Consider the following 24,583-nt stretch of genomic DNA (forward strand, 5'->3'; position numbering starts at 1 on the left):
GGGGCGGCGGCCGCGCGGTTCCTCACCGGGCGGAGGACCCGGCGCCACCGCGCGGCAGCGGGCCCACGTCGCTGTGCCGGCCGGGGCGGGCGGCGGCGTGGCGTTGTCCCGGGCCGAGGCCGTCACGCGCGGCCAGGGCGTCGGCGACGGCGCCGGTGGCGAAGGCGTAGACGGCCTTGTGCAGGAGGTCCACCACCAGCTCCTTGCGGGGCCAAGTGGACGGCGGGGCGCCGACACCGGTCGCGTTCTCGAGGATCTGGTCGTTGGTGAGGCGGACGACGGCGAACTTCGCGGAGGCGACCGGTCCACGCAGCCCGGCCTGGGCCATCACCGACCGCAGCACGCCGAGGAGGGCCGCCTGGCCGAAGTGCATGGCCCAGTTGACCGGCAGCGGCTGCCTGCCGGGGCGTTCGGGCAGACCGGTCAGCCGCTCCAGGACCCGCGCGGGCACATGGGAGTCGGGCCGGCCGGTGAGGGCCTGCTCGGCCTTCTCGCCGAGGGTCATCACGACACCTCCGGCGGTACCGGCCACCAGCCCCTGCCACAGCGCGCGCTTGATCATGCCCACCGGGTACCCCTGGGGACCACCCTCACCCGGGCGTCCTGAGGCGGCGCGGATGCGCACCGGGAGCCCCGGTCGGCCGTGACACCGGGAGCCGCGGCCGCCCGTGACACCGGTGGCCGCCATTGCTCCGGTGACACCGGTGGATTCGCCGATGCCAGGGCAGCCGCCGTCCGGTGAGACTGCGGGCGCAACCCCGGAGACCCCCTTCCCCCACGGAGGCACCTCGTGCGCATGCCTGCCCTGTTGTCACGGCGGTCCGTCACCGCCACCGCGCTGGGGGCGCTGCTCTGCGGCGCCCTGCTCCACGTTCCGCAGGCCACCCCGGCCGCGGCCGCCACCGCCGCGGCCGCCGGTCCCACGGTCACCGTCCCGCCCGCCGGCAGTCACGGCTTCCCGTTCCTCGCCGCGGCGGAGGACCTCGGCTCGTACGGCTACACCGAGAGCGAGTACTTCTTCTCCGGCACCGCCACGTCGTACGCCAAGTCCGGACTGTGGACGTCGGACGGCCGGTGGAACGTCCGCGCGTCCGGCACCGCCGCGTACAAGAGCCGTCTGCTGGTGCGCCGCCCCGCCGACCCCGCGAAGTTCAACGGCACCGTGGTCGTGGAATGGCTCAACGTCAGCGGCCAGATCGACCTTTCCCCGGACTACTGGTTCGAGCGCGACGAGCTGCTGCGCCAGGGCTACGCCTGGGTCGGCGTCTCGGCCCAGGCCGTCGGCGTCAACGGCGGGGCCGGCGAGATCAAGGGCCTGAAGGGCTGGGACCCGGCGCGGTACGGCAGCCTGGTCCACCCCGGCGACGCCTTCGCCTACGACATCTTCTCCCAGGCGGGCCGGGCGCTGCGCGCCCCCAGTGGACCCGACCCGCTCGGCGGCCTCCCCGTGCGCACCCTGCTCGCCGACGGCGAGTCCCAGTCGGCCGGCTTCATGACGACGTACGCGAACGCCGTCCAGCCGGTGTCCAAGGTCTACGACGGCTTCATGGTGCACAGCAACAGCGCGGTCGCCGCTCCGATCACCGGCGTCCTGGCCGACACCCTGCTCATGCCGAACCCGTCCCGGATCAGGACCGACCTGACGGTGCCGACGTTCGTCGTGCTCACCGAGACCGACGTGCCGGGCGCCGCGGTCGCCCGGCAGCCGGACACCGCGAGCGTCGTGCACTGGGAGCTGGCCGGCACGGCCCACGGCGACCAGTGGGCCTACGACCTCGGTCAGCCCACCGTGGAGAAGTCGGCGGGCTCGGCCGCGCCCTCGGCCGACTGCGCCGCCGGTTCGGCGCCCTTCAACGACGGACCCGGCCACTGGGCGATGAACACCGCCCTGCGCCACTTGGCCGGCTGGGCGCGGGGCGGGCCGCGCCCGCCGAGCGGCCAGCCGCTCAGCACGGTGCTGCGCGACCCGGCCACCGGCCTGGCCACCGGCGGGGTCCGGCTGCCGGACGTCACGGTGCCCACCCGCACGCTGACCGGCTTGCGCGACACCACCGACAGCGGCGTCTTCTGCGGCCTGTACGGCGCCCGCGACCCCTGGAACGGCGACGCCGACGCCTGGGACCGGCACGACGACGGCGACCCGTCCGACCCGTCGTTCCCGCCCACCGCGGAACCGGTGCTCAGCCGCCTGTACCCGACCCACGCCGACTACGTGGGCAAGGTGCGCACGGCCGCGCAGCGGTCCGTCGACGCCGGCTACCTGCTGCCGGAGGACGCGACGGCGATCGTCGCGGCCGCACAGGACTCGGGCATCGGCGGCTGACGCGCCTGTCCGCGGCCCCGGCCCCGCGCTGCTGCGGGTCCGGGGCCGCGGTCGGTGGAGCGGCGTCCTCAGGGCTGCGGGTGATCGGGGACCCACGCCCGCTCACCCGCGTCGTTCGTGCCGTACCAGTAGTGCGGGAGGCCGGTGATGCCGGTGGTCCGGAAGGGGCGGCCGTGGTCGTCGATGCGGACCGTGCCGGTGCGGCCCTGGCAGGACCAGTCCAGTTCGAGGTACCAGCGCGTGTCGTGGGCCTGGGCCGTCGCGTCGACCAGCAGCACCTCGGGGTCCGCGGCGGAGACGCGGTACGGGAAGCGCACCGCGGGCAGCCTCCGGCCGACGTCCGAGCCGTCCTGCGGACGGGCGACGGGACGGTCGACGTCCAGGTCCACCGCGAACCGGCGGGGCGCGAGGTCCCCGCCGCACCCCTGGCCCATGGCGTAGGCGTTGCCGGCGGCCGGGGCGTCACGGCCGGCGACGCGGACGTGGAGCGCTTCGAGGACCACGGCCGTGGCAGACCGCCCCTGCACCGTGATCCGCACCAGCGTGTGCCGCCCGTGCACCGCCTGCTGCGTCGCCGCCCACAGCCCGGCGTCCTGCTCGACCGGCGGCGGGGGCACGTCGGAGGGCGGCTTGTCGATGACGTAGTCGTGGTCGCAGCCCTTGTCCCAGACCAGGGAGTCCGTGGTCCAGGTCAGGGGCGGCACGGTGGCGGGCCTGGCCGCGGTGGTGGGCCCACCGCGGGTGACGGTCGGCGTGGCGCTCGGGGCTGCGTGCTCCGGCGACGGCGTGGCCGACGCGTGGGGCGCGCCGGGGGTGGCGGTCGTACGAGCGGCAGGGGAACGAGGGGCAGGGGAACGAGGGGCGCCCACCTCGGGATGGTGGTCGCCGGACAGGTCGAAGGTGCCCAGCACGGTCGCGAGCAACGCGCAGGCGACGGCGGCGGAGCCGAGCACGGCTCGGCGGCGGTACCGACGGCGGGCGGCGGGGGAGGAGACGGGCTCGGCCGGTGCCGGAGCAACCTCGGACGTTCCGACGGAGTGGCGCTCCGGGGCAGGTGACGCGTCCGCGTCGGCAACCTCCGCGTGTGCCGCCGGAGTTGGTTCCGCCTCCTCCGCAGGCGACGGCGGCTCCGGCTCCGTGGGCGCGTCCGGGTCCGGACCCTGCCGGGCGGCCAGCGCCGACAACCACAGCCGGTGCAGCCGCAGCCGCTCCTGGGGCGTCGCCGCGCAGAAGACCGCGAGGCGTTCGACGGGCGCGAAGTCGCGCGGTACGGCCTCGCCCGTGCAATGCCGGTGCAGGGTCGAGGTGTTCATGCCGACGCGCCGGGCCAGTGAGCCGTAGCTGCGGTCCGTACGGTCCTTCAGCGTGCGCAGCAGCGCCGCGAACTCCCCGACCTCGTCCGGCATCGACACCATTCCTCCCTCACGGCCCGCGATCCCGCATCCCAGGCACCCATGTCCCTGCACGTCAGACGGGCTGGGATGGTTCCAGCGTCCCGGAAGGGGCGGAGGTCGTTGCGCCGGGGCCGGGTGGCCGCCGATGCTCTTGGTGTCGCACCGGCCGCGGGTCGCCAGACCGGCCGGTGCCGCCCCCGAGACCGTTCTGCGAGCGCGCACCGACCGCCGCCCGCACGGCTTCGTACTGCCAATTCACCATTTCTCCCTGGAGGTTCGATGGACTCCGTCCGCAAGCCGGCACGCCTGGCCGGCGTGGGCCTGGCCGCAGTGGCCCTGTCCCTGACCGGCGTCCCGGCGGCCCACGCGGAGCCGGCCACCCATGGCTGCCCGTACCCCTACGTCTGCTTCTACGTGGACGAGCAGGCCTACGACGCGGGCACGCCGATCACGAAGTACCGCGACGTGACGAGCTCCTACCAGACGGTCAGGTCCCGCCCGCACTACCACGTCGTCAACACCCGCAACGACGACGTCGCCCACCTTCGGCTCCAGGACGGGTCCTCGATCTGCCTGCCGCCCAACAGCGAGACCGTCTTCTCGAACGCCTACAGCGTCACGGGCATCCGGATCTCGACCAGTTCGGCCTGCTGACGACGACCTGCCGATCCCGCGCACAGAGAAACCCGCACAGAAGACCTGCACGAAGAAACCCGCACAGAGAAGGAAGACCCACATGACCACGCACTCCTCCCGGCGGAACCGCCCGGGCCGCCGCGCCGCCGTCGCCACCGCCCTGGCCCTCGCCGTCGGACTCGGCGTGTCCACCCAGGTGTCGGCCCAGGCGTCCGTCCCCGCCCCGGCGAGGACGGCCACCGCCGCACCGCAGCCGGTGACCGGCGCGCAGGGCCAACCGCTCACCCGGGTCGCCGACTTCTACGGCGCCTACATCGACGCCAAGGGCGACTACGCGGACCCGGACGCCACGCTGGCCAAGGCCCTGCGCGCGCACTACCTGACGCCCGACTTCGCCACCCGGCTGGCGGCCTGGGAGAACACCAACGGTGCCGACGGCGTCCTGCGCGCCCAGAACGTCCCGACGCGCTGGACGGTGACCGACAACGGCGCCGTGGGCATGGGCCACGAGGTCGTGGTCACCCTGACGTTCGGCAGCGGGACCACGGCCCACACGACCAAGCTCTTCGTGCTGCTGGAGCGCTACAACCGCGTCGTCGACATCCAGACCACGAGCAGCCGCTGACGCGGACGCCGGGCGGTGGGCCTCTTCATGGGGCCCGCCGCCCGGCTGGTGTGCGCCGGGCGTGCCGCGCCTTTCCTCGATCACCGGAGGCAACCCCGGACCGCGATCCTCCGTCTTGACGGACGACGAACGGGCCGCAGCCCCTCCCACCCCCTCCTCCACGGAAGGGCCCACGGCCGCCGGACTATACACCTCATGTATACGTGGGGTGTATACACACGGGTCCGGTACACCGAACAGAAAGGCTTCGATGTACGGCAAGGCATTCGCCCCGGAGTACCAGGGCGCCCTCACCACCCTGTCCGTCAACGCACCGCTGGCGGACGTGCTCGCGGCCGGCACCGAGCAGATGCAGGAGGCCGTGCGGGCCGGACGGACCGCCGAGGCGGCGCGCACGGGCCTGGCCGTCGCCGAGGCGCACCGGCGCCTCGGGCACGTACGGGAGGCCGAGCGGGCCTGGAAGGCCAGTTACCGCACGGCCCGGGAGGCCGGGGACCCCGCGGGCATGGCCTGGGCGCTCTGGAGCGGCGGCACCCTGGCCCGACAGCGGGGCGCGTTCCCGCTGGCCCGTCGGCTCCTGGCACTCGCCGCCGAAGTCGGCGAACGGGCGGGCGACGTCGTCGTCCGCGGCTATTCGCTGGCGGGTCTCGCCGAGACCGGCCGCATCCAGGGCGACTACGAGGCCGTGGGCCGGCTGCACGAGCAACTGCTGGACGAGGCCCGCAAGCGCGGCGAGGCCCGCCACACGGTCTGGGCGCTGGAGGGCATCGCCCAGATGCGGCGCAACACCGGCCAGTACGACAGCGCCCACGCCCTGTTCGCGGAGGCGGCCGAGATATCCGCCCGCGCCGAGGACCGGCGTGGGCACGCCTGGGCCCTGCGCGGCCTCGCGGACGTCGTCTCCGTGCGGGACGGCGACACCGAGCGGGCCCTGTCCCTGCTGTCGGAGGCCGAGGCGACGTGCCGGGAGATGAAGCTGAAGAGCGCCCTCGCCTACAACCTCAAGATGCGCGGCAACGTCCTCTACCGCGCCGGGCGGTACGCCGAGGCCCGTGACCTGTACCGGGAGGCACTGTCGGAGTTCCGTGAGATGACCGAGCCGCGCGGGGAGACGCTGGCCCGGCTCGGGCTGGCCAAGGCACTGGCCCGACTGGGCCGTGACCGGGCCGGGACGGCGGCCGAACTCGCCGAACTGGCCCGGCTGACCGAGCGGATCGGACTGCGGCACGCCCGGGAGATGGTCGCCCGGGCCCAGGCGGAGTTCGTCCCGGACGGGGAGGTCTCCGCGTGACGGTCACGGACGCACCGGCGTCACCGGCCGAAGTCGTCGACCGGTGCGCCCGGTTGACCCGGCCGGCGCTGCGCGAGGCCGTCGGCCGGCTGCACCCCTGGGTCGGTGAGATGGCCGCCTACTCCTTCGGCTGGTGCGACGTGGGCGGCGCACCGGTCACCGCACCCGGTGGCAAGGGCCTGCGGCAGGCACTGGCCGTGCTCGGGGCGGAGATCGCCGGAGCGCCCCCGCAGGCGGGGGTGCCCGCCGCCGTCGCGGTGGAACTGGTGCACACCTTCTCGCTCCTGCACGACGACGTCATGGACGGCGACCCGGTGCGGCGCAGCCGTCCCGCCGTCTGGCGGGCGTACGGGACCGGCCCCGCCGTCCTCGCCGGCGACGCCCTCTTCGCACAGGCCGTCGACACCCTCGCCACGTCCGCCGGCGGAGCCGGGGCCGTACGGCTGCTGTCGGCGGCGCTGGGCGACCTGGTGCGCGGACAGGCCGACGACCTGCTGTTCGCCGGGCGCCCGTGGACCGGTCCACGCCGCGTGCGGAGCGCGGAGTACCTGCCCATGGCCGAGGGCAAGACCGGTGCGCTGCTGGGCTGTTCGCTGGCTTTGGGGGCGCTGCTCGGCGGTGCGTCCCCCACGGTGGTGGCCGGCCTCGACCGGGCCGGGCGGCAGGCGGGGGTCGCCTTCCAGATCGCGGACGACGTGCTGGGCACGTGGGGCGACCCCGCCGTCACCGGCAAGCCCGTCCACGGGGACCTGCGCGAGCGGAAGAAGACCCTGCCGGTGGTGTCCGCCCTGGAGAGCGACCGCCCCGCCGCCCGTCGTCTCGCCGCCCTGCTCGAAGCGGACGGGGACGTGGCCAGGGCGGCGGAGCTGGCCGAGGAAGCGGGCGGACGCGCGGCGGCGCTCGCGGTGGCGCGGCGGTGCGGCGCGGCGGCGCTCGCGGAACTCGACCGGATCAGCGCTCCCGCACGGCCGGTGCGAGACCTGCGCGCGCTGCTGGACGGCGTGGTGGCGCGCAGCCGGTGAGGGCCGACGGCCGGAGCGGCCACCGGGCGGGCCCGGACGCTCACCCCGCGATCGAGTCCAGCTGCTCCGGTGCCGGGCGCAGCAGCCACAGGTCGCCTCCCGGCGGTGCCTCCAGGGACGCCAGGGCCTTGCGGGCCCGGGTGTCTCCCGCGTCGGCGGCCGCGTGGACGACGTCGGTCGCGGCGTAGCGGTGGAACTCCAGTTCCGGGTGCGGCCAGGCGGCGGCCCCGGTCGCGGCGGGGAGCAGGTAGTCCACGGCCTTGAACAGGCTCTGTCCGGCGGGACCCTCGTAGCCCCACAGGTCCACGCCCAGGTGCCGGCCGATCGCGGCCAGCCGGGTGTGGGCGACCAGGGTGAAGGCGGAGTAGTGCCAGCTCCGGGTGCGGGCCAGCTCCTGGGGCTGGCTGCCGTCGGCGGCGATCTGGGCGGTGACGCGTGTGGCCGCCGCCTGCCGGGCGGTACGCCGTGCCAGGTCCTCGTCGCCGGTCGCACAGGCGAGGGCCGCGAGCAGCAGGTCGTAGAAGGTGCCGTGGTTGTTGGTGGCGGCGCCCTCCTGGTGGCCGAAGTCGCTGTCGCGCAGCCAGCGCAGGAAGTCCTCGTTCCACCGGGCCATCGCGGCGCGGTCCCCGGCGGACCAGCCGGGGGCGCCGGTGTCCAGGAGGGCGATCGCGTCGAGGACGCCGGTGTACGACTGGGAGAAGTCGATGATGCCGATGGCCCGGCCGTCGTACCGGCACGGGATGAACTGGGCGTGGTCCAGCTGGGGGTTCATGCGGGTGGCCGGGTCCAGGAACCAGGTGCGCAGCACCTGGGACGCCTTGCGGGCGTAGCGGCCGTCGCCGGTGTAGTACCAGGCGAGGGAGAGGTCGTACGCGGAGTCGACGACCTTCTCCAGGTCCTGGCGGTCGGTGCCCGTGTCGACCTCGGGGTTGCGCTGTCCGTCGCGCTGCACGTACGGGCAGCCCCAGGGGTTGTCGGGTCCCGGCGGCCGGGAGGGCCACCAGTAGGGCGCCTGGCTGAGGTAGTCGTGGACGTCGCCGCCGGGTGCCGGGCGGGGCTTGTCGACGACCGTCCAGGGACCCTGCCCGAGCCAGGTGTCGGCGCGCGCGGTCAGGGCCCGGGCGGCCCGCCGCAGCCGGGCGTCACCGTGCTCCAGGCGGACCTTCGTGCGGTGCAGGCGGGCGCCGTCGAGGACGACGGTGCGGGGGACGCCGTGCGCGACGGGCGCCGCCGGTGCCGGGGCGGCGGGTGAGGCGCCCCCGGTGACGAGCGCGGCGCACGCGGCCATGGCGGTGACCAGGACGGCGGCCCTGCGGTGCGCGGTCCTCATCGGCCGGCTCCCTTCGTGTGGGCCCGCTGGGCCTCGTACAGGTTGCGTGGGCGCACCACGCCGCTCGTGCCGTACAGCTCGAGCCGGCTGTGCAGGTCGCCGTCGAAGTCGGGGACGTCGGTCTGGTCGAACTCGCGGACCTCGTTGATGCCGACGGTCGCGGAGTACGGGGCCAGGCCGTCGATCCTCATCAGGCCCGCGCGCCCGTTGGTGACGCGGATGTTCCAGTGGGTGAAGCGGGCGCCGAACAGGGGGCCCGCGCTCGCGTCGCCGCCGTGGCGGCCGTCGTTGGTCACGGTGATGTCGGTGCGGACGTCGGCGAACGGCAGCCCGCGGTGGCTGTCGAAGGTGCCCATGCGCATGTCCCCCCGGGACCAGACGTTGTACGACGACAGTCCCTCGACGTTGATGCCGTGCAGTTGGGTGCCGGCGGGCGCGGGGGAGGTGCGCTCCTCGATGGTGAAGTCCTCGATCAGGTTGTCGTGCGAGCCCTCCCGGCAGAAGTACGGGTGGTGGGAGCCGCGTCCCGCGACCCGGGTGCGACGCAGGGTGCACGCGGAGGCGGCGACCAGGCCGAAGCCGTTGTCGGTATGACGGACCGTCACGTCGTCGACCCAGCAGTCGTACGCGCATTGGAGGACGACGCCGTTGTGGCCGAGGTCGAGCAGGTGGGGGCGCTGCGGAGTCTCCACCGCCTCCAGCGTGAGGCCCTCGACGCCCGCCCCGGTCAGTTCGGGTACGTGCGTGGTGAGTCGGGGCTCCCACTCGGGACGCACGTCGAGGGGGAGGGGGCGCTCCAGGGTGACCCTGTGGCCGTGGATCCGGGTGACGCGGACCGGCCACTCGTAGGGGACGTACGACAGCAGCTTGGACTTGTCGGACCAGGTGTAGGCGGCGGGGCCGGGCCCGTCCCCGGCCATGTGCCGCAGCAGGGTGTGCCCGGCGTCGTCGGCGAGGCGCAGCAGGACCAGGGCGCCGGGGCGCAGGCCCGCCGGGTCGGCGACCGTCACCGTCCGGTCGCCTCGGCGGGCGGGCGCGACGGCGGTGAGCGCACGCCACTCGTCGCGCCGGTTGCCGGTCCAGCCCTCGAACGGCCACTGCCGGGCCCTGATCGCCTCGGTCAGCGACTCCCAACGGGCCTGCGGCGCCAGCCAGATGAGGCCGCCCGCCCAGGACCACGACGACTTGTCGCCGCCGTAGCGGGAGCCGTACGGGCCGATCAGTTCGGTGAGGTTCTTCGTCGCGTACAGCGTCGTCCGGCCGCTGCCGGCGCCGCGCAGCACGACGTGGGAGTGGCCCAGGCGGATCAGGCCGTCGATGCGGAAGGTGCCGGCCGGGACGGTGACCGTGCCGCCGCCCGCCTCGCCCGCGGCCGCGAGCGCACGGTTGATGGCGGGGGCGCAGTCCGTCCGCCCGTCCGCGACGGCACCGAAGTCCCGTACGTCGGCCACGACCGGTGGCCGGGGCAGCCGGGGCGCCCCGCCGCCGTACCCGGCCCGTCCGACGAACGGGATCTGGGGGTGCCGGAAGGGGTCGCGCGTGAACTCGCGCCAGACATCCGGTACTTGTCCGGGATCGGCCGCAGCGGGGACCGCGGCGGCGGTCACGGCGCCGAGCGCGCCGACGGCGGCACCGCCGAGCAGCGTGCGCCTGCTGATGCCCGGGGTGCCTGCGGTGTCGTTGCCGTTCATCTCGTGCGTCTCCTGCTCTCTCGCGTGGGGCGCCGCCGGCCGGTGGCACGGGAGCACCGGCCGGCGGCTCCCCGGGGGCTCTTCGCACGTCCTGACGGGTCAGTGGCCCGACAGGTCGAGGGCCCGGTCGGCGTCCCGGGGCCGCAGCACGCGCAGGAGACCTTCGAGCAGGTAGTAGTCGGCGTAGGGCAGCGAGATCTCCACCCCGTCCTCGGCCGGGCGGTTGCGGGTGCACCGGGCGACGACCGCGTCGGCGCGCGCCGACGCACGGGTCAGACAGGTCCGGGACAGCGCGGTGAGCAGCCGCAGCGCCACGTCGCGGTAGGCGCGCTCGCCCGTCACGGCGGACAGGTCCCACAGCCCGCAGGCCATGACAGCGCCCGCCGAGGCGTCCTTGACGTCGTACGGCTGCTGCGGCGCCCGGTAGTCCCACACGGGTACGTGATCACTGCCCAGCGCGTGCACGGCGAAGTCGGCCAGTCGGCGCGCCGTGGCCAGGAACGCGGGGTCGCCGGTGCGGCGGTGCATCGTGGTGAAGCCGTAGATCCCCCAGGCCTGGCCCCGCGACCAGCAGGACGCGGGGCTGTAGCCCTGGACCGTGCCGGGCCCGACGGGGGCGCCGGTGTCCGGGTCGAAGTCGAACACGTGCGGGGTGGAGCCGTCGGGCCGGGGGAAGTGGCGCTGGGTGGTGGTCGCGTGCTGGACGGCGATGTCGAGGTACCGGCCGTCCCCCGACTCCTGGCTCGCGAAGGCCAGCAGGTCCAGGTTCATCATCGTGTCGATGATGACGCGCCCCGCGTTGGCGGCCTCGTCCGGCCGCCCCCAGGCCCTCAGGAAGCGTCCGCGGGGATGGAAGCGCCGGACCAGGGTGTCGGCGGCCTGGAGGGCGCCCGCCCGCCAGTACGGGTCGCCGGTCAGCCGCCAGGCCGTGACCCACGAGGGGCTGAACAGGAAACCGAGGTCGTGGGTGGTCGTGTCGTACTGGCGCGGAGCGAGCCGACGGGCCCAGTCGAGGGCCGCCGTCCGCAGCGCGGTGTCGCCGCTGTACAGGTGTGCCAGCCACAGGGTGCCCGGCCAGAAGCCGCCGACCCAGTCGCCGTTCTGCGAGTACACCCACTTCTCGAACTTCGTCCCGACGGGGAAGCCGGTGACCTGCGGGGCGACGGCCCGTACCTTCTCGACGGCGTACTCCGCCGCGGACTCCAGGGTGCGTCTCACCTCCGCGGACGCCGGCACCACCGTCGCGGCTCGGGCGCCTGGTGCGGCGGGGACCTGGACGGCGGTGACTGCGGCCGCCGTGGTGAGCACTGTGCGCCGGGAAACGGCCATGCGTGGGAGACCCCCAACTCGTGACGACTGGCGGGAAGTTGTCAGGAGCGTGACACAGGGGAGGGGAGCCGGTACACCCATGTGCATAAAGTTCAGATGCGTGAACGCCATTGACGGTGGTGCAGGTTGGCCCGCTGGGCGTCGCCGCCGTAGTGCGCCAGCACCTTGGGGTCCATCACCCGTCGCCACAGCGGGGTCAGCCAGGCCAGCACGATCATGGACGCGTAGCCGGACGGCAGTTGCGGTGCCTCGTCGAAATGGCGCAGCGTCTGGTAGCGGCGCAGGGGGTTGGCGTGGTGGTCGGAGTGCCGCTGGAGCTGGTACAGGAAGATGTTGCTGGTCGTGTTGTTGCTGTTCCAGCTGTGGCGCGGGGCGACCCGCTCGTACCGCCCGTCGGGCCGTCGCTCCCGCAACAGGCCGTAGTGCTCCAGGTAGTTGACCGTCTCCAGCAGCAGGATGCCGCACGCCGCCTGGAGCAGGAGGCAGGGCAGGACCACCGCTCCGAAGCAGACGGCGAGCACCGCGTAGAGCGCGGCGGTGAGTCCCCAGGCGGTGAGGACCTCGTTGTGGCGCGAACAGGTGCGCTGCCGGCGGCGGTCCAGGCGGCGGGCCTCCAGGCGCCAGGCGGACCGAAGGCTCCCCAGGACCGTGCGCGGCAGGAACGCCCACACGCTCTCGCCGAGCCGCGAACTGGCCGGGTCCTCGCGCGTCGCCACGCGCACGTGGTGCCCGTGGTTGTGCTCGACGTAGAAGTGGCCGTAACCGGCCTGGGCCAACGCCAGCCGGGCCAGGCGGCGTTCGACGGTCTCCCGCTTGTGGCCGAGTTCATGGGCGGTGTTGATGGCGACGCCCGCCACGACGCCCACGGTGACCGCCAGCCCCAGCGCGTCCGGCACGGCCATGCCCCGCGACCAGAGCAGACAGGCGTAGCCCAGACCGGCGTACTGCAGCGGCAGGTACAGATAAGTGCACCAGCGGTAGTAGCGGTCCTGCTCCAGCAGCGGGATCGCCTCGTCCGGGGGGTTCTCCCGGTCCGGGCCGATCACCGTGTCCAGCAGTGGGATGAGCACGAAGGCGAAGAACGGCCCCCACCACCACAGCGGCGCCCAGTCGGTGGCCGCGACCAGCGCCGCGGCCTGGAAGGGCAGGGTGGGGACGGCGAGGCCGAGCAGCCACGCGTAGCGCTTGCGGTCGCGCCAGGGCGGGACGGCCGGTGCGGGAGGGGGAGTCGTCGACGGGGCTGTCATCGTGCTGCGCTCCTCGGGGGACGACGGCTCCGCGACGCGGTGCGCCGCCGGATGCCGGTGGGTGCGGGGCGCCGGGCGGCTCGTCGGCCGCCGGGGGTGCCCGGGGAGTACGGGTCCGGGATCCGGACGCCTGGCAGAGCGTGGCACCACCGGTCGCCGCTGACAATCGGGGACGCGTTGTCAACGTTCTGACGTACCGTCAGTTCACTGTGCCTCGCCCGGACCGGCCGGGTGGGGTCGCCGCTCCAGGACCCCGAGGGCCGCGGCGGTGATGAGTTCGGCCGTCTCATGCAGCGTGTGGGCGGGGGGAGGCAGCACGATGCAGGACAGGGTGAGGCGCACGATGACGTCGGCCGCCTGGTCCGTCCGCACGTCGTCGTGGTGCCGGTAGTGCGCCTGGTACCACGACCGCACCAACTCCCGGGCCCCGGTGACCACCGGCTCCGAGCGCGTGGTCAGGTAGGGCAGCAGGGAGTCGCTTCCCTCGCGGGCCGCCTGGACCACCGAGGCGACGAGGGTGTTGTCCCGCGCTTGTCCCAGGGCGTGCAGGACGGCGGCGGACAGGGCGTCCGACGCGGTCGCGGCGGGCCGTTGCAGGGCCGCCGCCACGCCGCCGAGGAAGCGCTCGGCCTCCCGCTGCACCAGCGCCCGGCTCAGTCCGCCGCGGCTGCCGAACTCCTTGTACACCGACGGCCGGGACACCTCGGCGCGCTCCGCCACCTGGGACAGGCTCACGGAGTCCCAGCCCCGCTCGGCGGCCATGGAGCGCGCCGCGTCCAGGACGTCGTCGCGCATCTTCCTCCGCCAGGCCGCACGGGGCGGCAGGGCGGCCGCGGCGCGCCCCTCCGCCGGGGCGGACGACGCGTCCTCCACGATGTCCCTCCTCGCATCCGGTCCTCACGGGGGCGCCGGACGGGGCGGCCGCCCGGGGCGGCGCGTCTCCGCCTGCCGCCCGGCGAAGGCGGAGACGCACCCTTGGGGGGAGCCCGAGCCTGTCAGCGACCTGCCGCCGCTGACAAACGGATCACACTGTCAACGTTCTGATGCCCCATCAGGTCAGGCATCGGTCACGGTGCACGAGTACGGGGCGGTGCCGTACCCGCTGTAGGCCTCCACGTCGAGGTAGTAGGTGCCCGTTCCGGAGGCGGTCCGGGTGAAGCTGAGGGCCTCGTCCGCACCGGCGCCGTCGTTCACCGAGCGGGCGACGGTGCGTCCGGCGGAGTCCAGCCAGTACAGGTCGGCGTCGTAGGCGGCCGGCACGGCGCAGCTCACGGCCGCCGTCCGGCCGGAGGCGAGCCCGACGGCGAAGTGGTCGCGGTCGGTCGCCGACTTCATCGTGCCGGTGAGGACCTTGGGGGACGGCAGCGCGGTGGCGTCGTCGGCGGTGTCCCGGGTGTCGTTCGGCTCGCTCTCGGTCAGGGCGGAGCCGGTGGGGGAGCCGCAGTCCGTGACCGGCGTACCGCTGTACGGGTCCGCGTCCAGCACGCCGCCGACCACGCTGCGCAGGTAGTAGCCGCAGGTCGGCCGGTGCCTGAAGTCGAACGCGGTGCCGGGCGCGAGGCGCCAGATCTTGAAGCCGGAGTAGGTCAACGGCTGGCGCGGGGCGGCCTGTTCCGGCTGGTGGTCGCCCAGGACGACGTAGGCGTCCTTGCCGTACTCGGTGGCCGTGCCGTCGCGGTCGATGAACAGCGAGCCGCCCTCCTCCACGCCGACGCCCCAGGCGGCACCGCCGGTGACGAGGCCGTCCTTCACCGCCCGGGCGACGAACGCCATGGTGCGGCCCATGCGGTCGCGGGTCACGAAGTGCGAGTCGTTGATCACGCCGGCGTAGTCCGGCCACTGGAACAGGCCGGTCGTGAAGGTGATGGCCCTGTCGTACGGGTCGGCCAGCGCCTCGGCGCTGGTGACGCTGCCGTTGCAGGCGTCGTACACCACGGGGCTGTTGACGTGGTGACCGGCGCTGCCGCCGCCGGAGCCGCCGCCCTTGGCGACCACGGATTCCACGGACGCCTCCAGGGCCGTGCCCTTCCACGCCGCGTACCGGCACTGGTCGCCGCCGGCGAAGTAGACGAACTCGGCCTTGCGGACGTCGGAGTCGACCTGGCTGTCGTTGCCGTCGGCGGCGGTGCTGAGGGTCCAGGTGGTGCAGGAGTTCACCCCGGTCACGGTCATCGCCGTGTCGCACTCGGGCGTCCTGCTGCCCGAGGTGGGCGCGGAGCCCGCGAGGACCACCACGTCGAGGCTGCCCGTGCCGCCGCGGATGGCGTCCACGGCCCTGGACAGGGTGGCCGGTACGACGGCTCCGGCGCCGTTCATGGTGAACGCCGGCCCGCTCCAGGAGGCCCGGTCGACGTCGCCGGCGTTGCCGAGCCGGACGCGCTGCGCGGCGGCGTGGGCCGGCTGCTGGGAGACGAGCGAGGCGGTGAGGGCGGTCAGGACGAGAGCGGCGGCGGCAGCACGACGCGGCACTCGGCGGGGAAGGGAACGGGCCATCGGAGCTCCTCACGGAGTCGCGGAAGAGGTGTAGCGGAACATACAGTGAGAAGCAGTGGGCGAGAATATGTATGACGTCACCCGTCATCGCCCGGGCCTCTCTTGTGCGTTGACGGCGCGCTATGGCCACGTTGTGCCGCCTTTGTCGACGCTTGGACGCGCGTTATGGGAACGTAACGCGAGTTACATCTAGCCACTGACATGCTTCATCTGTACTTTCCTTGCTGTGTCGCCGACGGCTGGATCCCGTCGGCAGTTCTCCCCCGAGAGGTTCGACCGCGATGAACGCTCGTTCCGTCCCCCGCGCCGCGGCCGCCGCTGCCGCGGCGGCTCTGGCCCTTGCCGTGCTCTCCGCCTGCTCGGACAGCGATGCGCCCGAACCCGCCGCGGCGGACGGACCCGCATCCGTCGCCGGAGTGCGGATCAGTAAGGACCGCACGCTGCACGACCTGCTGCCGGAGCGGGTGAAGGAGGCGGGCCGGGTCAGGGTCGCCACCGACGTGCCCTACCCGCCCTTCGAGATGTACGTGAAGGAGGGCGACAGCGCGCTCACCGGCCTGGACCACGACCTCGGACAGGCACTCGGGGCCAAGCTCGGGGTGACGTTCGCGTTCACGCCGCAGAAGTTCGACGGGATCGTCCCGGGCATCCAGGCGGGCAAGTTCGACGCCGCGATGTCCGCGATCACCGACAACGAGGAACGGCAGCAGGTCGTCGACTTCGTCGACTACTCCCGGTCCGGCTCCGCCGTCCTCGTCGCCGACGGCAACCCCGAGCACATCGCCGTCCTGGACGACCTGTGCGGGCGGAAGGTCGCCGTGCAGGCCGCGACGCACCAGCTCGACCTGCTCAAGTCCCGGCAGAGCGCCTGCGCGAAGGCGGGCAGGGGCAGCATCGACATCCAGACCTTCCCGAAGGACTCCGACGCCCAGCTCGCCCTGCGGGCCGGCAAGGTCGTCGCCCAGCTGCTCACCAAGCCCGCCGCCGGCTGGGTCGCGAAGGCCGCGGACGGCGGCAAGGCCTTCGACCTGGTCGAGGACCCGCAGGCACCCGGCGGCTACGACGCCACGCCCAACGGCATCGCCGTCAGCAAGCAGCAGCCCGGGCTGACCACGGCGATCCAGAAGGCGCTCCAGGCGCTGATCGACGACGGCACGGTCACCAAGATCTTCGAGAAGTACGGCGTGGCCTCCATCGCGGTGCGCGAAGCCACCAAGAACGCGGCGGTGGACCAGCAGTGATCGACACCAAGCCCCCGCTCGGCACCCTGCCCGCCGACGACCGGAGCACACCGGACCTGGAGGTCGTACCGGTGCGCAGCTACGGCCGCTGGATCGCCACGGTGCTCGCCCTGACCGCCCTCGTCGGACTGGTCGGCTCGCTCGCCCGCAACGACAACGTGCACTGGGACGTCGTCGGCGACCACCTCTTCGCCCCGCTCGTCTTCGACGGCCTGACCACCACCCTCTGGCTGACCGCCGCCGCCATGGCCCTCGGGCTCGGCCTCGGCACACTGATCGCCGTCATGCGGCTGTCCGCCAGTCCGGTGCTGTACGCCATCGCCACCGGCTTCGTCTGGGTCTTCCGCGGCACCCCGCTGCTCGTGCAGATCATCTTCTGGGGCTACGCCGCCGCGCTGTACCACTACGTGAAGGTCGGCATCCCCTTCACCCACGTCACGTTCTTCCAGGCCGAGACCAACTCGCTGCTGACCCCGGCCGTCGCCGCGCTGCTCGCCCTCGGTCTGAACGAGGCCGCCTACGCCTCCGAGATCGTCCGGGCCGGCATCCAGTCCGTCGACCCCGGACAGACCGAGGCCGCGCACTCCCTCGGCATGCGCCCCGCCCTCACCCTGCGCAGGATCGTGCTGCCGCAGGCGATGCGCGTCATCATCCCCCCGATGGGCAACGAGACCATCAACATGCTGAAGATGACCGCGCTCGTCTCGGTCATCTCCGCCCACGACCTGATGTCCAACATCCAGGACGTGTACGCCCAGAACTACCAGGTCATCCCCATGCTGGTGGTCGCCAGCACATGGTACCTGGCGCTCGTCACGGTGCTGGGCGTTCCCCAGGCCTGGCTGGAGCGCCGCTACGGACGCGGCAGCGCACGGGGCGGGCACGTCTCGCCGTTCCGCCGCCTGTTCGCGGGCGCTGGCGGCCTGTTCCCCCAGCGGAACGTCAACAACGTCGCGAACGACGAGGTCAAGGAGGGCGGCCGATGAGCACCCCCATGGTGCGGGCGGAAGGGGTGCGCAAGCACTTCGGCCGGCTGGAGGTGCTCAAGGGCATCGACCTGACCGTGGAGCGCGGACAGGTGTGCTGTCTCCTCGGCCCCTCCGGCTCGGGCAAGTCCACCTTCCTGCGCTGCATCAACCACCTGGAGAGGATCGACGGCGGCAGGCTCTGCGTCGACGGTGAACCGGTCGGCCACCGCCGGCACGGCGACCGTCTCCACGAACTGCGCGAGCGGGAGGTCGCCGAGCGCCGCCGCGACATCGGCATGGTCTTCCAGCGCTTCAACCTCTTCCCGCACATGACCGCCCTGGAGAACATCACCGAGGCGCCCGTACGGGTCGGCGGAACGTCCCGGGCCGACGCCCGGGAGCAGGGACTGGTGCTGCTGGAGGAGGTGGGGCTGCGCGACCGGGCCCACCACTACCCGGCCCAGCTCTCCGGCGGCCAGCAGCAGCGCGTCGCCATCGCCCGCGCCCTGGCGATGAGGCCCAAGGTCATGCTGTTCGACGAGCCGACGTCCGCCCTCGACCCCGAACTCGTCGGTGACGTGCTCGACGTGATGCGACGACTGGCCGCCGACGGCATGACGATGGTCGTCGTCACGCACGAGATCGGCTTCGCCCGCGAGGTCGGCGACACGGCGGTGTTCATGGACGAGGGCGTCGTCGTCGAGGCGGGTGACCCGAGCCGGGTCCTGGTCGAACCGGAACAGGAACGCACGCGGGCCTTCCTGTCCAAGGTCCTGTGACCGCCCCGGCCCGCCGGCGGGAACTGGCCGCGGAGTTCCTGGCCCTGGCCCGCGCGCGCCATGCGCGGTACCTGACCGACCTCGCGGAACTCGTCTCCATCGACTCCGGTTCCTACCACGCCGACGGCGTGAACGAGGTGGCCGACTGGGTGCAACGCCGCCTGCACCGCCTCGGGTTCGCCGTCGACCGGATCCGGCCCGCCGCCCCCGCCCGGGGACGGGGCTCGGGTGACGTCCTCGTGGCCCGCAAGCGGGGGGCGCTGCGGGAGTCCGACGGCGGGCGCAGGATCCTCCTCGCCGGCCACATGGACACCGTCTTCGAAGTGGGCACCGCGGCCGCGCGGCCCTTCACCCTCGACGGCCGCACGGCACACGGTCCCGGTGTCAGCGACGACAAGGGCGGCCTCCTCGCGGGGCTCACGGCACTGGAGGTCCTCGACGAACACGGCGCCGACGGCTACCAGGAACTGGTGTTCCTCGCCACCCCGGACGAGGAGATCGGCTCGCCCGCGGCCCGCGCCGTCATCGAGGAGACCGCCATCGGCGTGCACCACGGACTCGGCCTGGAGTGCGCCCGGGAGAACGGTGACCTCGTCATCGCCCGCAAGGGCGTCGCCGACTTCCGGCTGACCGTCACCGGGCGCGCCGCCCACGCCGGCATCGAACCCGAACGCGGCGCCAACGCCGCGCTGGAGGCCGCCCACCTGACCGTCGGCATCCAGTCCCTCAACGGCAGGTGGGACGGGGTCACCGTCAACGTCGGTGTCGTACGGGCGGGTTCCCGCGCCAACATCGTCTGTCCGCGGGCGGAGCTGCGCGTGGAGGTCCGCGCGACGACCGTCGCGGGGATCCGGCACGCCAGAAAGGCCATCCACGAGGTCGCCGGCCGTCCGACCGTCCCCGGCACCACCGTCGAGGTCGAGCAACTGGACCTGTGCCCGCCCATGGAGGACACCCCCGCGGCGCGGCGCATGCTCGACACGGCGCAGCGGGCCGCCGCCGCGCTCGGCATCACGCTCGGGGCGGCCGCCACCGGAGGGGTGGGGGACGCCAACCTGATCGCCGGGGCGGGTGTCCCGGTCCTGGACGGGCTGGGCCCGGTCGGCGGCGCCGACCACACCCCGCAGGAGTGGCTCGACACCTCCAGCGTCGCGCCGCGCGTCGCCCTGCTGGCGGCACTGATCACCGCACTGGGGGACGCCGGTCCTGCGCACACGGCACCGGGGGACGCTGTTCCCGCACACACGGAGCCCGGGGACGCCGGTCTCGCGCACTGACGGCCGGCCCGCTCACAGCAGTCCACGCGAAGGCCCCGCGTGCCCGCACCACCCCACACCCGCCGCATCACCACCCGGCGGGAGACCGCCACCGCCGCCGTACCCGACCGGGCAACCGGCGTACGGCGACGGGCGGTCACGACACCACCCCGTTCACGCCTGGAGGCGTCATGCGTACCGACCCGCCCCGCACGACCCGTCGCACCGTCCTGGCCGGCGGGGCCGCCACCCTCGGCCTCGGCCTGCTGTCCGCCGCACCCGCCGCCCGGGCCGTCCCGGCCGGGACGACACCCACCCCGGGGTCCCTCGTCCTCGTCGGCGGCGGCCTCAAGGACGACAACGCCCAGGTCTACGGCGAGATCGTCCGGCGTGCCGGCGGCGCGGCCGCGCGCATCGGCGTCATCACCGCGGCCTCCGTGCCCGAGAGCCAGGACCCCGACGCGGCCGACCCCGTCCTGTGCAGCAACTCCGCCTGCAACGGCGCCTATTACGCCGGGCTCTTCGAGCGCCACGGCGCGGCCGACGCCCAGTGGATCCCCGTGGACCTCGACCACGTCCCCGCCGCCGACGCCGACGAGGTGGTCGCCCAGGTCGAGTCCATGACCGGCTTCTTCTTCGGCGGCGGGGACCAGTACCGCTACCTCACCTGTCTGCTGAACGGAGAGCGGCACACCGACTCCCGGGTGCTGGCCGCGATCCGGGCCAAGCTCGCGCGGGGCGCCGTGGTCGCCGGCTCGTCCGCGGGCGCCCAGATCGCCTCCGGGCCCGACATGGTCAGCGGCGGCGAGTCGTACGAGGGCCTGCGCGACGGCAGCAGCCCGGGCTACTTCGACGACGCCACCCGCCTGGCGTACATCCCGCGGGGCGGCTTCGGCTTCCTGCGCTCCGGCCTCCTCGACACCCACACCGGGGTGTACGGACGGGAGGGCCGGGCGCTGCGGCTGGCCGCCGACACCGGGCACGACCGCGTCTACGCCCTGGACGAGAACACCGCCCTCGTCGTCGACCACCCCGGCACCCGGCACGAGCGCATCACGGTGCTCGGACCCCAGGGCGTCTCCGTCCTCGACCTGCGCGAGGCCCGCACCCGCACGACCGGGTCCGGCTGGAGCCTCACCGGCGCCCGGTACAGCTACCTCACGGACGGCGACCGCTACGAGGCCCGCACCTGGCGCGCCCTTCCGGCGCCGGACAAGCGGTGCCTCGTGCCCGCCGGCACGGAACCGGTCCCGGTCGCCACCGACGTGTTCCACTCGGCGGCCGATCCGGACGGCACGCCGTACGGGTTCCGCGCGACGGCCCGCGCCCTGGCCGAGACCCGGGCGCAGCGGACCGCCACGGCCACCACCTGGGAGTCCGGACCGCGCTTCCGGGTCACCTTCACCAAGGCGGGCGGGTTCTCCGCCTGGACCGCCGACGGCACCCACGCCCGCACGCTCCTCGGCCTGCGGGTCGACATCGCGCCGCGTTGACACCGGCGGGCCGGGCACCTCCGCGAGGCGTCCGGCCCGTCCGCCGTCACAGCAGGCCGATGCGCCGGGCGACCCCCTCGGCGTCCTTCATCCGCTGGTGCGCGGCGGGCCCGATGCGGTGGAGCACCGCCGCGACGAGCGACTCGATCAGCGCGAGCGTCGGCGTGAGGCTGTCGTAGGGCGAGGTGGACGTGACGTGGCTGGTGAGGACGACGTCGGCGTGCGCAGCCGCGGGGGACAGCCACGGGTCGGTGAACACGACCACCTTGCCGCCGTGCTCCCGCGCCAGCTCCGCGACGACCGTCTTGTCCTCCTCGTAGCGCCGGTAGTCGAAGACCACGGTGACGTCGCGCCGGCCCAACTGGGTCAGGTACGCGGTCCGTTCGACGTCGCGGTCGGGCAGGAAGGACACCTGGTCGCGGAACTGCATCAGGTGCAGTCCGAGGTACTGCGCCAGCAGGTGCGTGAACCGGCCGCCCGCCAGGTGCACGCGGCGCCGCTCGTCGCCGAGCAACTCGACCGCGTGGCCGAAGTCATGGGGGGACACCTCACGGAACGTCCGGGACACCGCGTGGGTGACCGTGCTCAACTGCCGGTCGAGCAGCGGCTCCTCCTCCGGCCCGCCGGAGGGGTCGGCGGTACCGTCCGGCTCGGGCGCGGCCGCGGCGCTCTCGTACAGGGTGATCGGTGAGGCATTGCGTTCGTCGAGCTCCGCGCGCAGGGCGGCCTGGAGGTCGGGGAAGCCGCGGTACCCCAGCCGGGTGGCGCACCGCAGGACGGTCGGCGTCGACACCGCCGCACGCTCGGCGATCGTGGCGACGGTCTCGAACACGGCGGCGGGGTACCCCGCGAGCAGGACCCGGGCGACCTTGCGCTCGGCGGGGCTGAGTTCGCCGAGCCGGGCGCGGATCTCGTCGGCCAGCGTGCCGCTCATGCCGCACACCCCGGGCGGGACGCCTGGGCGCGGGGCCGCCGGTCGACGGCGCGCCGGTACAGGAACTGATTGCTCACGGTGCGAATGTATCGCCTGTTACGCCCCCGGCGACAGCCGCCCCCGGCCGCCCCGGCCTCCGGCGGGCCGCCCGTCCCGCCGCTCCCGTACGCACCGGCGCCCTGTCCACGCCCGGCCGCTACGGCCCGCCCCTGCCCCCGCCCCCGCCCCCGCTCACGCGGGGAAGGCCACCAGCGCGATCGGCGCGGACGTCGGGCGGTCCGACCCGCCGGCCGGTTCCACCGTGATGCCCAGACCCGACGCCGACACCACGTCGCCGCGCAGCAGCACCGCCTCGCTCTCGCGGTCGGGGTCCATGAGCCCGGCCGGGCGCATGGTGCCGTGGTCGTTCAGCCAGAGCTGGTACACCTTGCCGCCGGGCGGCCGCTCCATCCCGGCGGCGACGAACACCGCCCGGTCCAGACCGCGCGAGACGACGAGCGTGCCGTCGGCGCCCCCGTCGAACCGGGTCCTCGCCGTGCGGGCGTCCGGCGCGGACAGGACGGCGCTGATGTCGTTCACCCGCTGTTCGGCCCGTCGGGCCGCGACGTGCGCCGCTTCGGCCCGGTCGTGCTGCCACACGGCGACGCCGCCCAGGCCCACGGCGCCCGCGAGGCAGGCCGCGAGCGCCCACTGTGCGGCGCGCCGCCTGCGCGGGGTGCCCCGCCACCGGGCGGGTACGGCCGCGGCCCCACCCGGGGGCTCCTGCCGTACGGTCGTGACGCGGCGCAGCACCTGTTCGCGCAGGACGGCGCGCGGTGTGTCGACCGCGGCCAGGCCGAGCCGGGCGGCCGTGGCCGAGAATTCGGCGACCTCCTGCGCGCAGGAGTCGCAGTGGTCCAGGTGCCGCCGGAACGCGGTCCGCTCGTCCTCGTCGAGTGCGTGCAGCGCGTACGCGCCGGTCAGCGCGTGCAGGTCCTCGCGCGTGGTCATGCGGTCACCCCCAGGCAGTCGCGCAGCCGGATCAGTCCGTCGCGCAGGCGGGTCTTCACGGTGCCCAGCGGCAGGGCCAGCGCCTCGGCGACCTGGCGGTAGGTCAGCCCGCGGTAGTAGGCCAGCGTCACGGCCTGGTGCTGCAACTCCGTCAGCGTCCGCAGGCAGCGCCGCACCTGCTCCCGCTCCAGACGGGTCTGCACCTGCTCGGTCACCTCGTCGTACTCCGGGAGCCGGTCGAGCAGGGCCGCCTTGTGCTCCCGTGCCGCCGAGGCCTCCACGGACCGCACCCGGTCCACCGCGCGCCGGTGGGCGAGGGTGAGGATCCAGTTGATCGCCGTGCCCCGGTCCGACCGGTAGCGGGGCGCCGTGCGCCACACCTCCACCAGGACCTCCTGCATCACTTCCTCCGACTGCGCCCGGTCCCGCAGCACGCTGCGCACCACGCCGAGGACGGGGCCCGCGGCCACGTCGTACACCGCCGCGAACGCCTCCTGGTCGCCGAGGGCCACCCGGCCGACCAGCTCTTCCAGGTCCGGCTCGGCGACGGGTTTCCTGCCGATGAAGACCGGCTCTTTCACGAGGCTCCTCCCGCGGGGGTTGCGCAATGGTCCGGTGGAATCCGGAGCCGGACGGCCGGCGGATTGGTCCGGCGTCCACGCGTTTCTCTCGGCCGGACGGTCCACGCGCTTCTCCCGGCCGGACCGCCCACGCGTTCTCTTGGCCGGACCGCCCCCTTGCGGATGCAGGCGGGAGCATGTGAGGGCGTACGGGCGTACGGGCGTACGGGCGTACGGGCGTGCGGCGGGAGCCCGGGGAGGCGTACGGAGGGGCGCCGCCGTCGCCCCGTTCAGGCCTCCAGACCGCCCTGCTCGCAGACCAGCCGGGCCACTTCGCGCAGCTTGACGTTCCGTTCCTGGGAGTAGCGCCGCAGCACGTCGAACGCCTGGCCCTCGGAGAGCCGGTGACCGCCCATGAGGATGCCCATCGCCTCGCCGATGGTGTGCCGGGTGGCGATGGCCTCGCCCAACTGCGCGTGGGTGCGGGCGGACGACAGGGCCACGGCCGCGTGCGAGGCCAGCAGCCACCCCGCCGTCTCGCTGTCCGGGGTGAACGCGCCCGCGCGGCGGGCGTAGAGGTTCATCGCCCCGAGTTCCTCGTCCTCGGTGTACAGCAGGAAGCCCATCATGCTGCCCACGCCCAGCGCACGCGCCGGGGGAGCGTAGGCCGGCCAGCGCTGCTCCTGCGTGGTGAGGTCCGCGATGCGGAACACGCGCTCGGTGCGGCTGCGCGCCACGTCGAAGCAGGGGCCCTCCTGGAGGCGCTCCTGGAGCCGGTCGCTGTCGAGGACCAGCTGATCGGTGGGTGCGAGGGTCTCCACGGTCGCGCCGTGCAGGATCAGCACGCCGGCCGCGTCGCACCCCTCGACCAGGTCGGTCGCGGACCGGGTGATGCGCTCCAGCGTGGCATCGACCGAGTCCTGTGCCAGGAGATCACGCGCCATCGTCGCCATCTGCTCGGCGAATCCACGCCAGTCCACT

Annotated in this window: 22 protein-coding genes; 10 read left to right on the top strand and 12 right to left on the bottom strand. The window is 74.0% G+C overall.

Annotated elements, in window-relative coordinates; translation table 11 throughout:
- Positions 1–22: 22 nt before the first annotated feature.
- The gene (locus tag E4U91_RS34255) at positions 23–562 is read right to left on the bottom strand and encodes a hypothetical protein (protein ID WP_137310396.1); all 540 of its coding nucleotides are present in this window, start codon (positions 560–562) and stop codon (positions 23–25) included.
- A 234-nt stretch (positions 563–796) separates the two neighbouring features.
- Between E4U91_RS34255 and E4U91_RS34260 the strand changes: the two genes are divergently transcribed.
- Positions 797–2,323 carry an alpha/beta hydrolase domain-containing protein gene (locus tag E4U91_RS34260; protein WP_241678929.1) on the top strand — a complete coding sequence of 509 codons (1,527 nt, stop codon included), beginning with the start codon at positions 797–799 and terminating at the stop codon, positions 2,321–2,323.
- A 68-nt stretch (positions 2,324–2,391) separates the two neighbouring features.
- Here E4U91_RS34260 and E4U91_RS34265 read toward each other — a convergent pair whose 3' ends face one another.
- A complete protein-coding gene (locus E4U91_RS34265; protein WP_338326699.1) occupies positions 2,392–3,729 on the bottom strand; it encodes a helix-turn-helix domain-containing protein in 1,338 nt (445 codons plus the stop codon).
- 267 nt (positions 3,730–3,996) lie between these two features.
- Here E4U91_RS34265 and E4U91_RS34270 point away from each other — a divergent pair, with 267 nt between their 5' ends.
- The 4 genes from E4U91_RS34270 to E4U91_RS34285 all read left to right on the top strand — a co-directional run bounded on the left by E4U91_RS34270 (position 3,997) and on the right by E4U91_RS34285 (position 7,291).
- Positions 3,997–4,371 (top strand): hypothetical protein, encoded by a 375-nt coding sequence (locus E4U91_RS34270; RefSeq protein WP_137310399.1) that lies wholly within the window; start codon positions 3,997–3,999, stop codon positions 4,369–4,371.
- A gap of 82 nt (positions 4,372–4,453) precedes the next feature.
- Positions 4,454–4,978 (top strand): hypothetical protein, encoded by a 525-nt coding sequence (locus E4U91_RS34275; RefSeq protein ID WP_137310400.1) that lies wholly within the window; start codon positions 4,454–4,456, stop codon positions 4,976–4,978.
- A 250-nt stretch (positions 4,979–5,228) separates the two neighbouring features.
- Positions 5,229–6,269 (top strand): tetratricopeptide repeat protein, encoded by a 1,041-nt coding sequence (locus E4U91_RS34280; RefSeq protein ID WP_137310401.1) that lies wholly within the window; start codon positions 5,229–5,231, stop codon positions 6,267–6,269.
- Complete coding sequence (locus E4U91_RS34285; protein ID WP_241678783.1) at positions 6,266–7,291, top strand: polyprenyl synthetase family protein; 1,026 nt, start codon at positions 6,266–6,268, stop codon at positions 7,289–7,291. The genes E4U91_RS34280 and E4U91_RS34285 overlap by 4 nt, the downstream gene beginning before the upstream one ends.
- A 40-nt stretch (positions 7,292–7,331) precedes the next feature.
- On the opposite strand, the gene E4U91_RS34290 is transcribed toward E4U91_RS34285, so the two are convergent.
- From E4U91_RS34290 to E4U91_RS34315, 6 genes are all read right to left on the bottom strand, one after another.
- Positions 7,332–8,621: an alginate lyase family protein gene (locus tag E4U91_RS34290; RefSeq protein ID WP_137310402.1), complete on the bottom strand. Its 1,290-nt coding sequence runs from the start codon at positions 8,619–8,621 to the stop codon at positions 7,332–7,334.
- Positions 8,618–10,312, bottom strand: a complete 1,695-nt coding sequence (locus E4U91_RS34295; protein ID WP_137310403.1) for a glycosyl hydrolase family 28-related protein — start codon at positions 10,310–10,312, stop codon at positions 8,618–8,620. The genes E4U91_RS34290 and E4U91_RS34295 overlap by 4 nt, the downstream gene beginning before the upstream one ends.
- Positions 10,313–10,411: 99 nt before the next feature.
- Positions 10,412–11,641 carry a glycoside hydrolase family 88 protein gene (locus E4U91_RS34300; RefSeq protein ID WP_137310404.1) on the bottom strand — a complete coding sequence of 410 codons (1,230 nt, stop codon included), beginning with the start codon at positions 11,639–11,641 and terminating at the stop codon, positions 10,412–10,414.
- A 92-nt stretch (positions 11,642–11,733) separates the two neighbouring features.
- On the bottom strand, positions 11,734–12,888 hold the full coding sequence (locus E4U91_RS34305; RefSeq protein WP_137310405.1) for an alkane 1-monooxygenase: 1,155 nt from the start codon (positions 12,886–12,888) through the stop codon (positions 11,734–11,736).
- 204 nt (positions 12,889–13,092) lie between these two features.
- The gene (locus tag E4U91_RS34310; protein ID WP_137310406.1) at positions 13,093–13,761 is read right to left on the bottom strand and encodes a TetR/AcrR family transcriptional regulator; all 669 of its coding nucleotides are present in this window, start codon (positions 13,759–13,761) and stop codon (positions 13,093–13,095) included.
- Between the two features lie 183 nt (positions 13,762–13,944).
- Entirely contained in the window at positions 13,945–15,381 is a 1,437-nt protein-coding gene (locus tag E4U91_RS34315) for a hypothetical protein (RefSeq protein WP_241678784.1), read from the bottom strand.
- 281 nt (positions 15,382–15,662) lie between these two features.
- Between E4U91_RS34315 and E4U91_RS34320 the strand changes: the two genes are divergently transcribed.
- The 5 genes from E4U91_RS34320 to E4U91_RS34340 all read left to right on the top strand — a co-directional run bounded on the left by E4U91_RS34320 (position 15,663) and on the right by E4U91_RS34340 (position 21,118).
- Entirely contained in the window at positions 15,663–16,622 is a 960-nt protein-coding gene (locus tag E4U91_RS34320) for an ABC transporter substrate-binding protein (RefSeq protein WP_137310407.1), read from the top strand.
- The gene (locus E4U91_RS34325) at positions 16,619–17,608 is read left to right on the top strand and encodes an amino acid ABC transporter permease (protein ID WP_241678785.1); all 990 of its coding nucleotides are present in this window, start codon (positions 16,619–16,621) and stop codon (positions 17,606–17,608) included. The genes E4U91_RS34320 and E4U91_RS34325 overlap by 4 nt, the downstream gene beginning before the upstream one ends.
- Positions 17,609–17,616: 8 nt before the next feature.
- Positions 17,617–18,369 (top strand): amino acid ABC transporter ATP-binding protein, encoded by a 753-nt coding sequence (locus tag E4U91_RS34330; protein WP_137311156.1) that lies wholly within the window; start codon positions 17,617–17,619, stop codon positions 18,367–18,369.
- On the top strand, positions 18,366–19,646 hold the full coding sequence (locus tag E4U91_RS34335; RefSeq protein ID WP_137310408.1) for a M20 family metallopeptidase: 1,281 nt from the start codon (positions 18,366–18,368) through the stop codon (positions 19,644–19,646). The genes E4U91_RS34330 and E4U91_RS34335 overlap by 4 nt, the downstream gene beginning before the upstream one ends.
- A gap of 170 nt (positions 19,647–19,816) precedes the next feature.
- Positions 19,817–21,118 (top strand): cyanophycinase, encoded by a 1,302-nt coding sequence (locus E4U91_RS34340; RefSeq protein WP_137310409.1) that lies wholly within the window; start codon positions 19,817–19,819, stop codon positions 21,116–21,118.
- Between the two features lie 46 nt (positions 21,119–21,164).
- Here E4U91_RS34340 and E4U91_RS34345 read toward each other — a convergent pair whose 3' ends face one another.
- From E4U91_RS34345 to E4U91_RS34360, 4 genes are all read right to left on the bottom strand, one after another.
- Positions 21,165–22,052 carry a MurR/RpiR family transcriptional regulator gene (locus E4U91_RS34345; protein ID WP_137310410.1) on the bottom strand — a complete coding sequence of 296 codons (888 nt, stop codon included), beginning with the start codon at positions 22,050–22,052 and terminating at the stop codon, positions 21,165–21,167.
- Between the two features lie 231 nt (positions 22,053–22,283).
- A complete protein-coding gene (locus E4U91_RS34350; RefSeq protein ID WP_137310411.1) occupies positions 22,284–23,042 on the bottom strand; it encodes an anti-sigma factor in 759 nt (252 codons plus the stop codon).
- Positions 23,039–23,623, bottom strand: a complete 585-nt coding sequence (locus E4U91_RS34355) for a sigma-70 family RNA polymerase sigma factor (RefSeq protein WP_137310412.1) — start codon at positions 23,621–23,623, stop codon at positions 23,039–23,041. Before E4U91_RS34355 ends, E4U91_RS34350 begins: the two co-directional genes overlap by 4 nt.
- Before the next feature lie 269 nt (positions 23,624–23,892).
- Positions 23,893–24,582, bottom strand: a complete 690-nt coding sequence (locus E4U91_RS34360) for a GAF and ANTAR domain-containing protein (protein ID WP_241678786.1) — start codon at positions 24,580–24,582, stop codon at positions 23,893–23,895.
- Between the last annotated feature and the right edge of the window lies 1 nt (position 24,583).

This window comes from Streptomyces lasalocidi, assembly GCF_005280215.1.
Classification (GTDB): Bacteria; Actinomycetota; Actinomycetes; order Streptomycetales; family Streptomycetaceae; genus Streptomyces; species Streptomyces longwoodensis.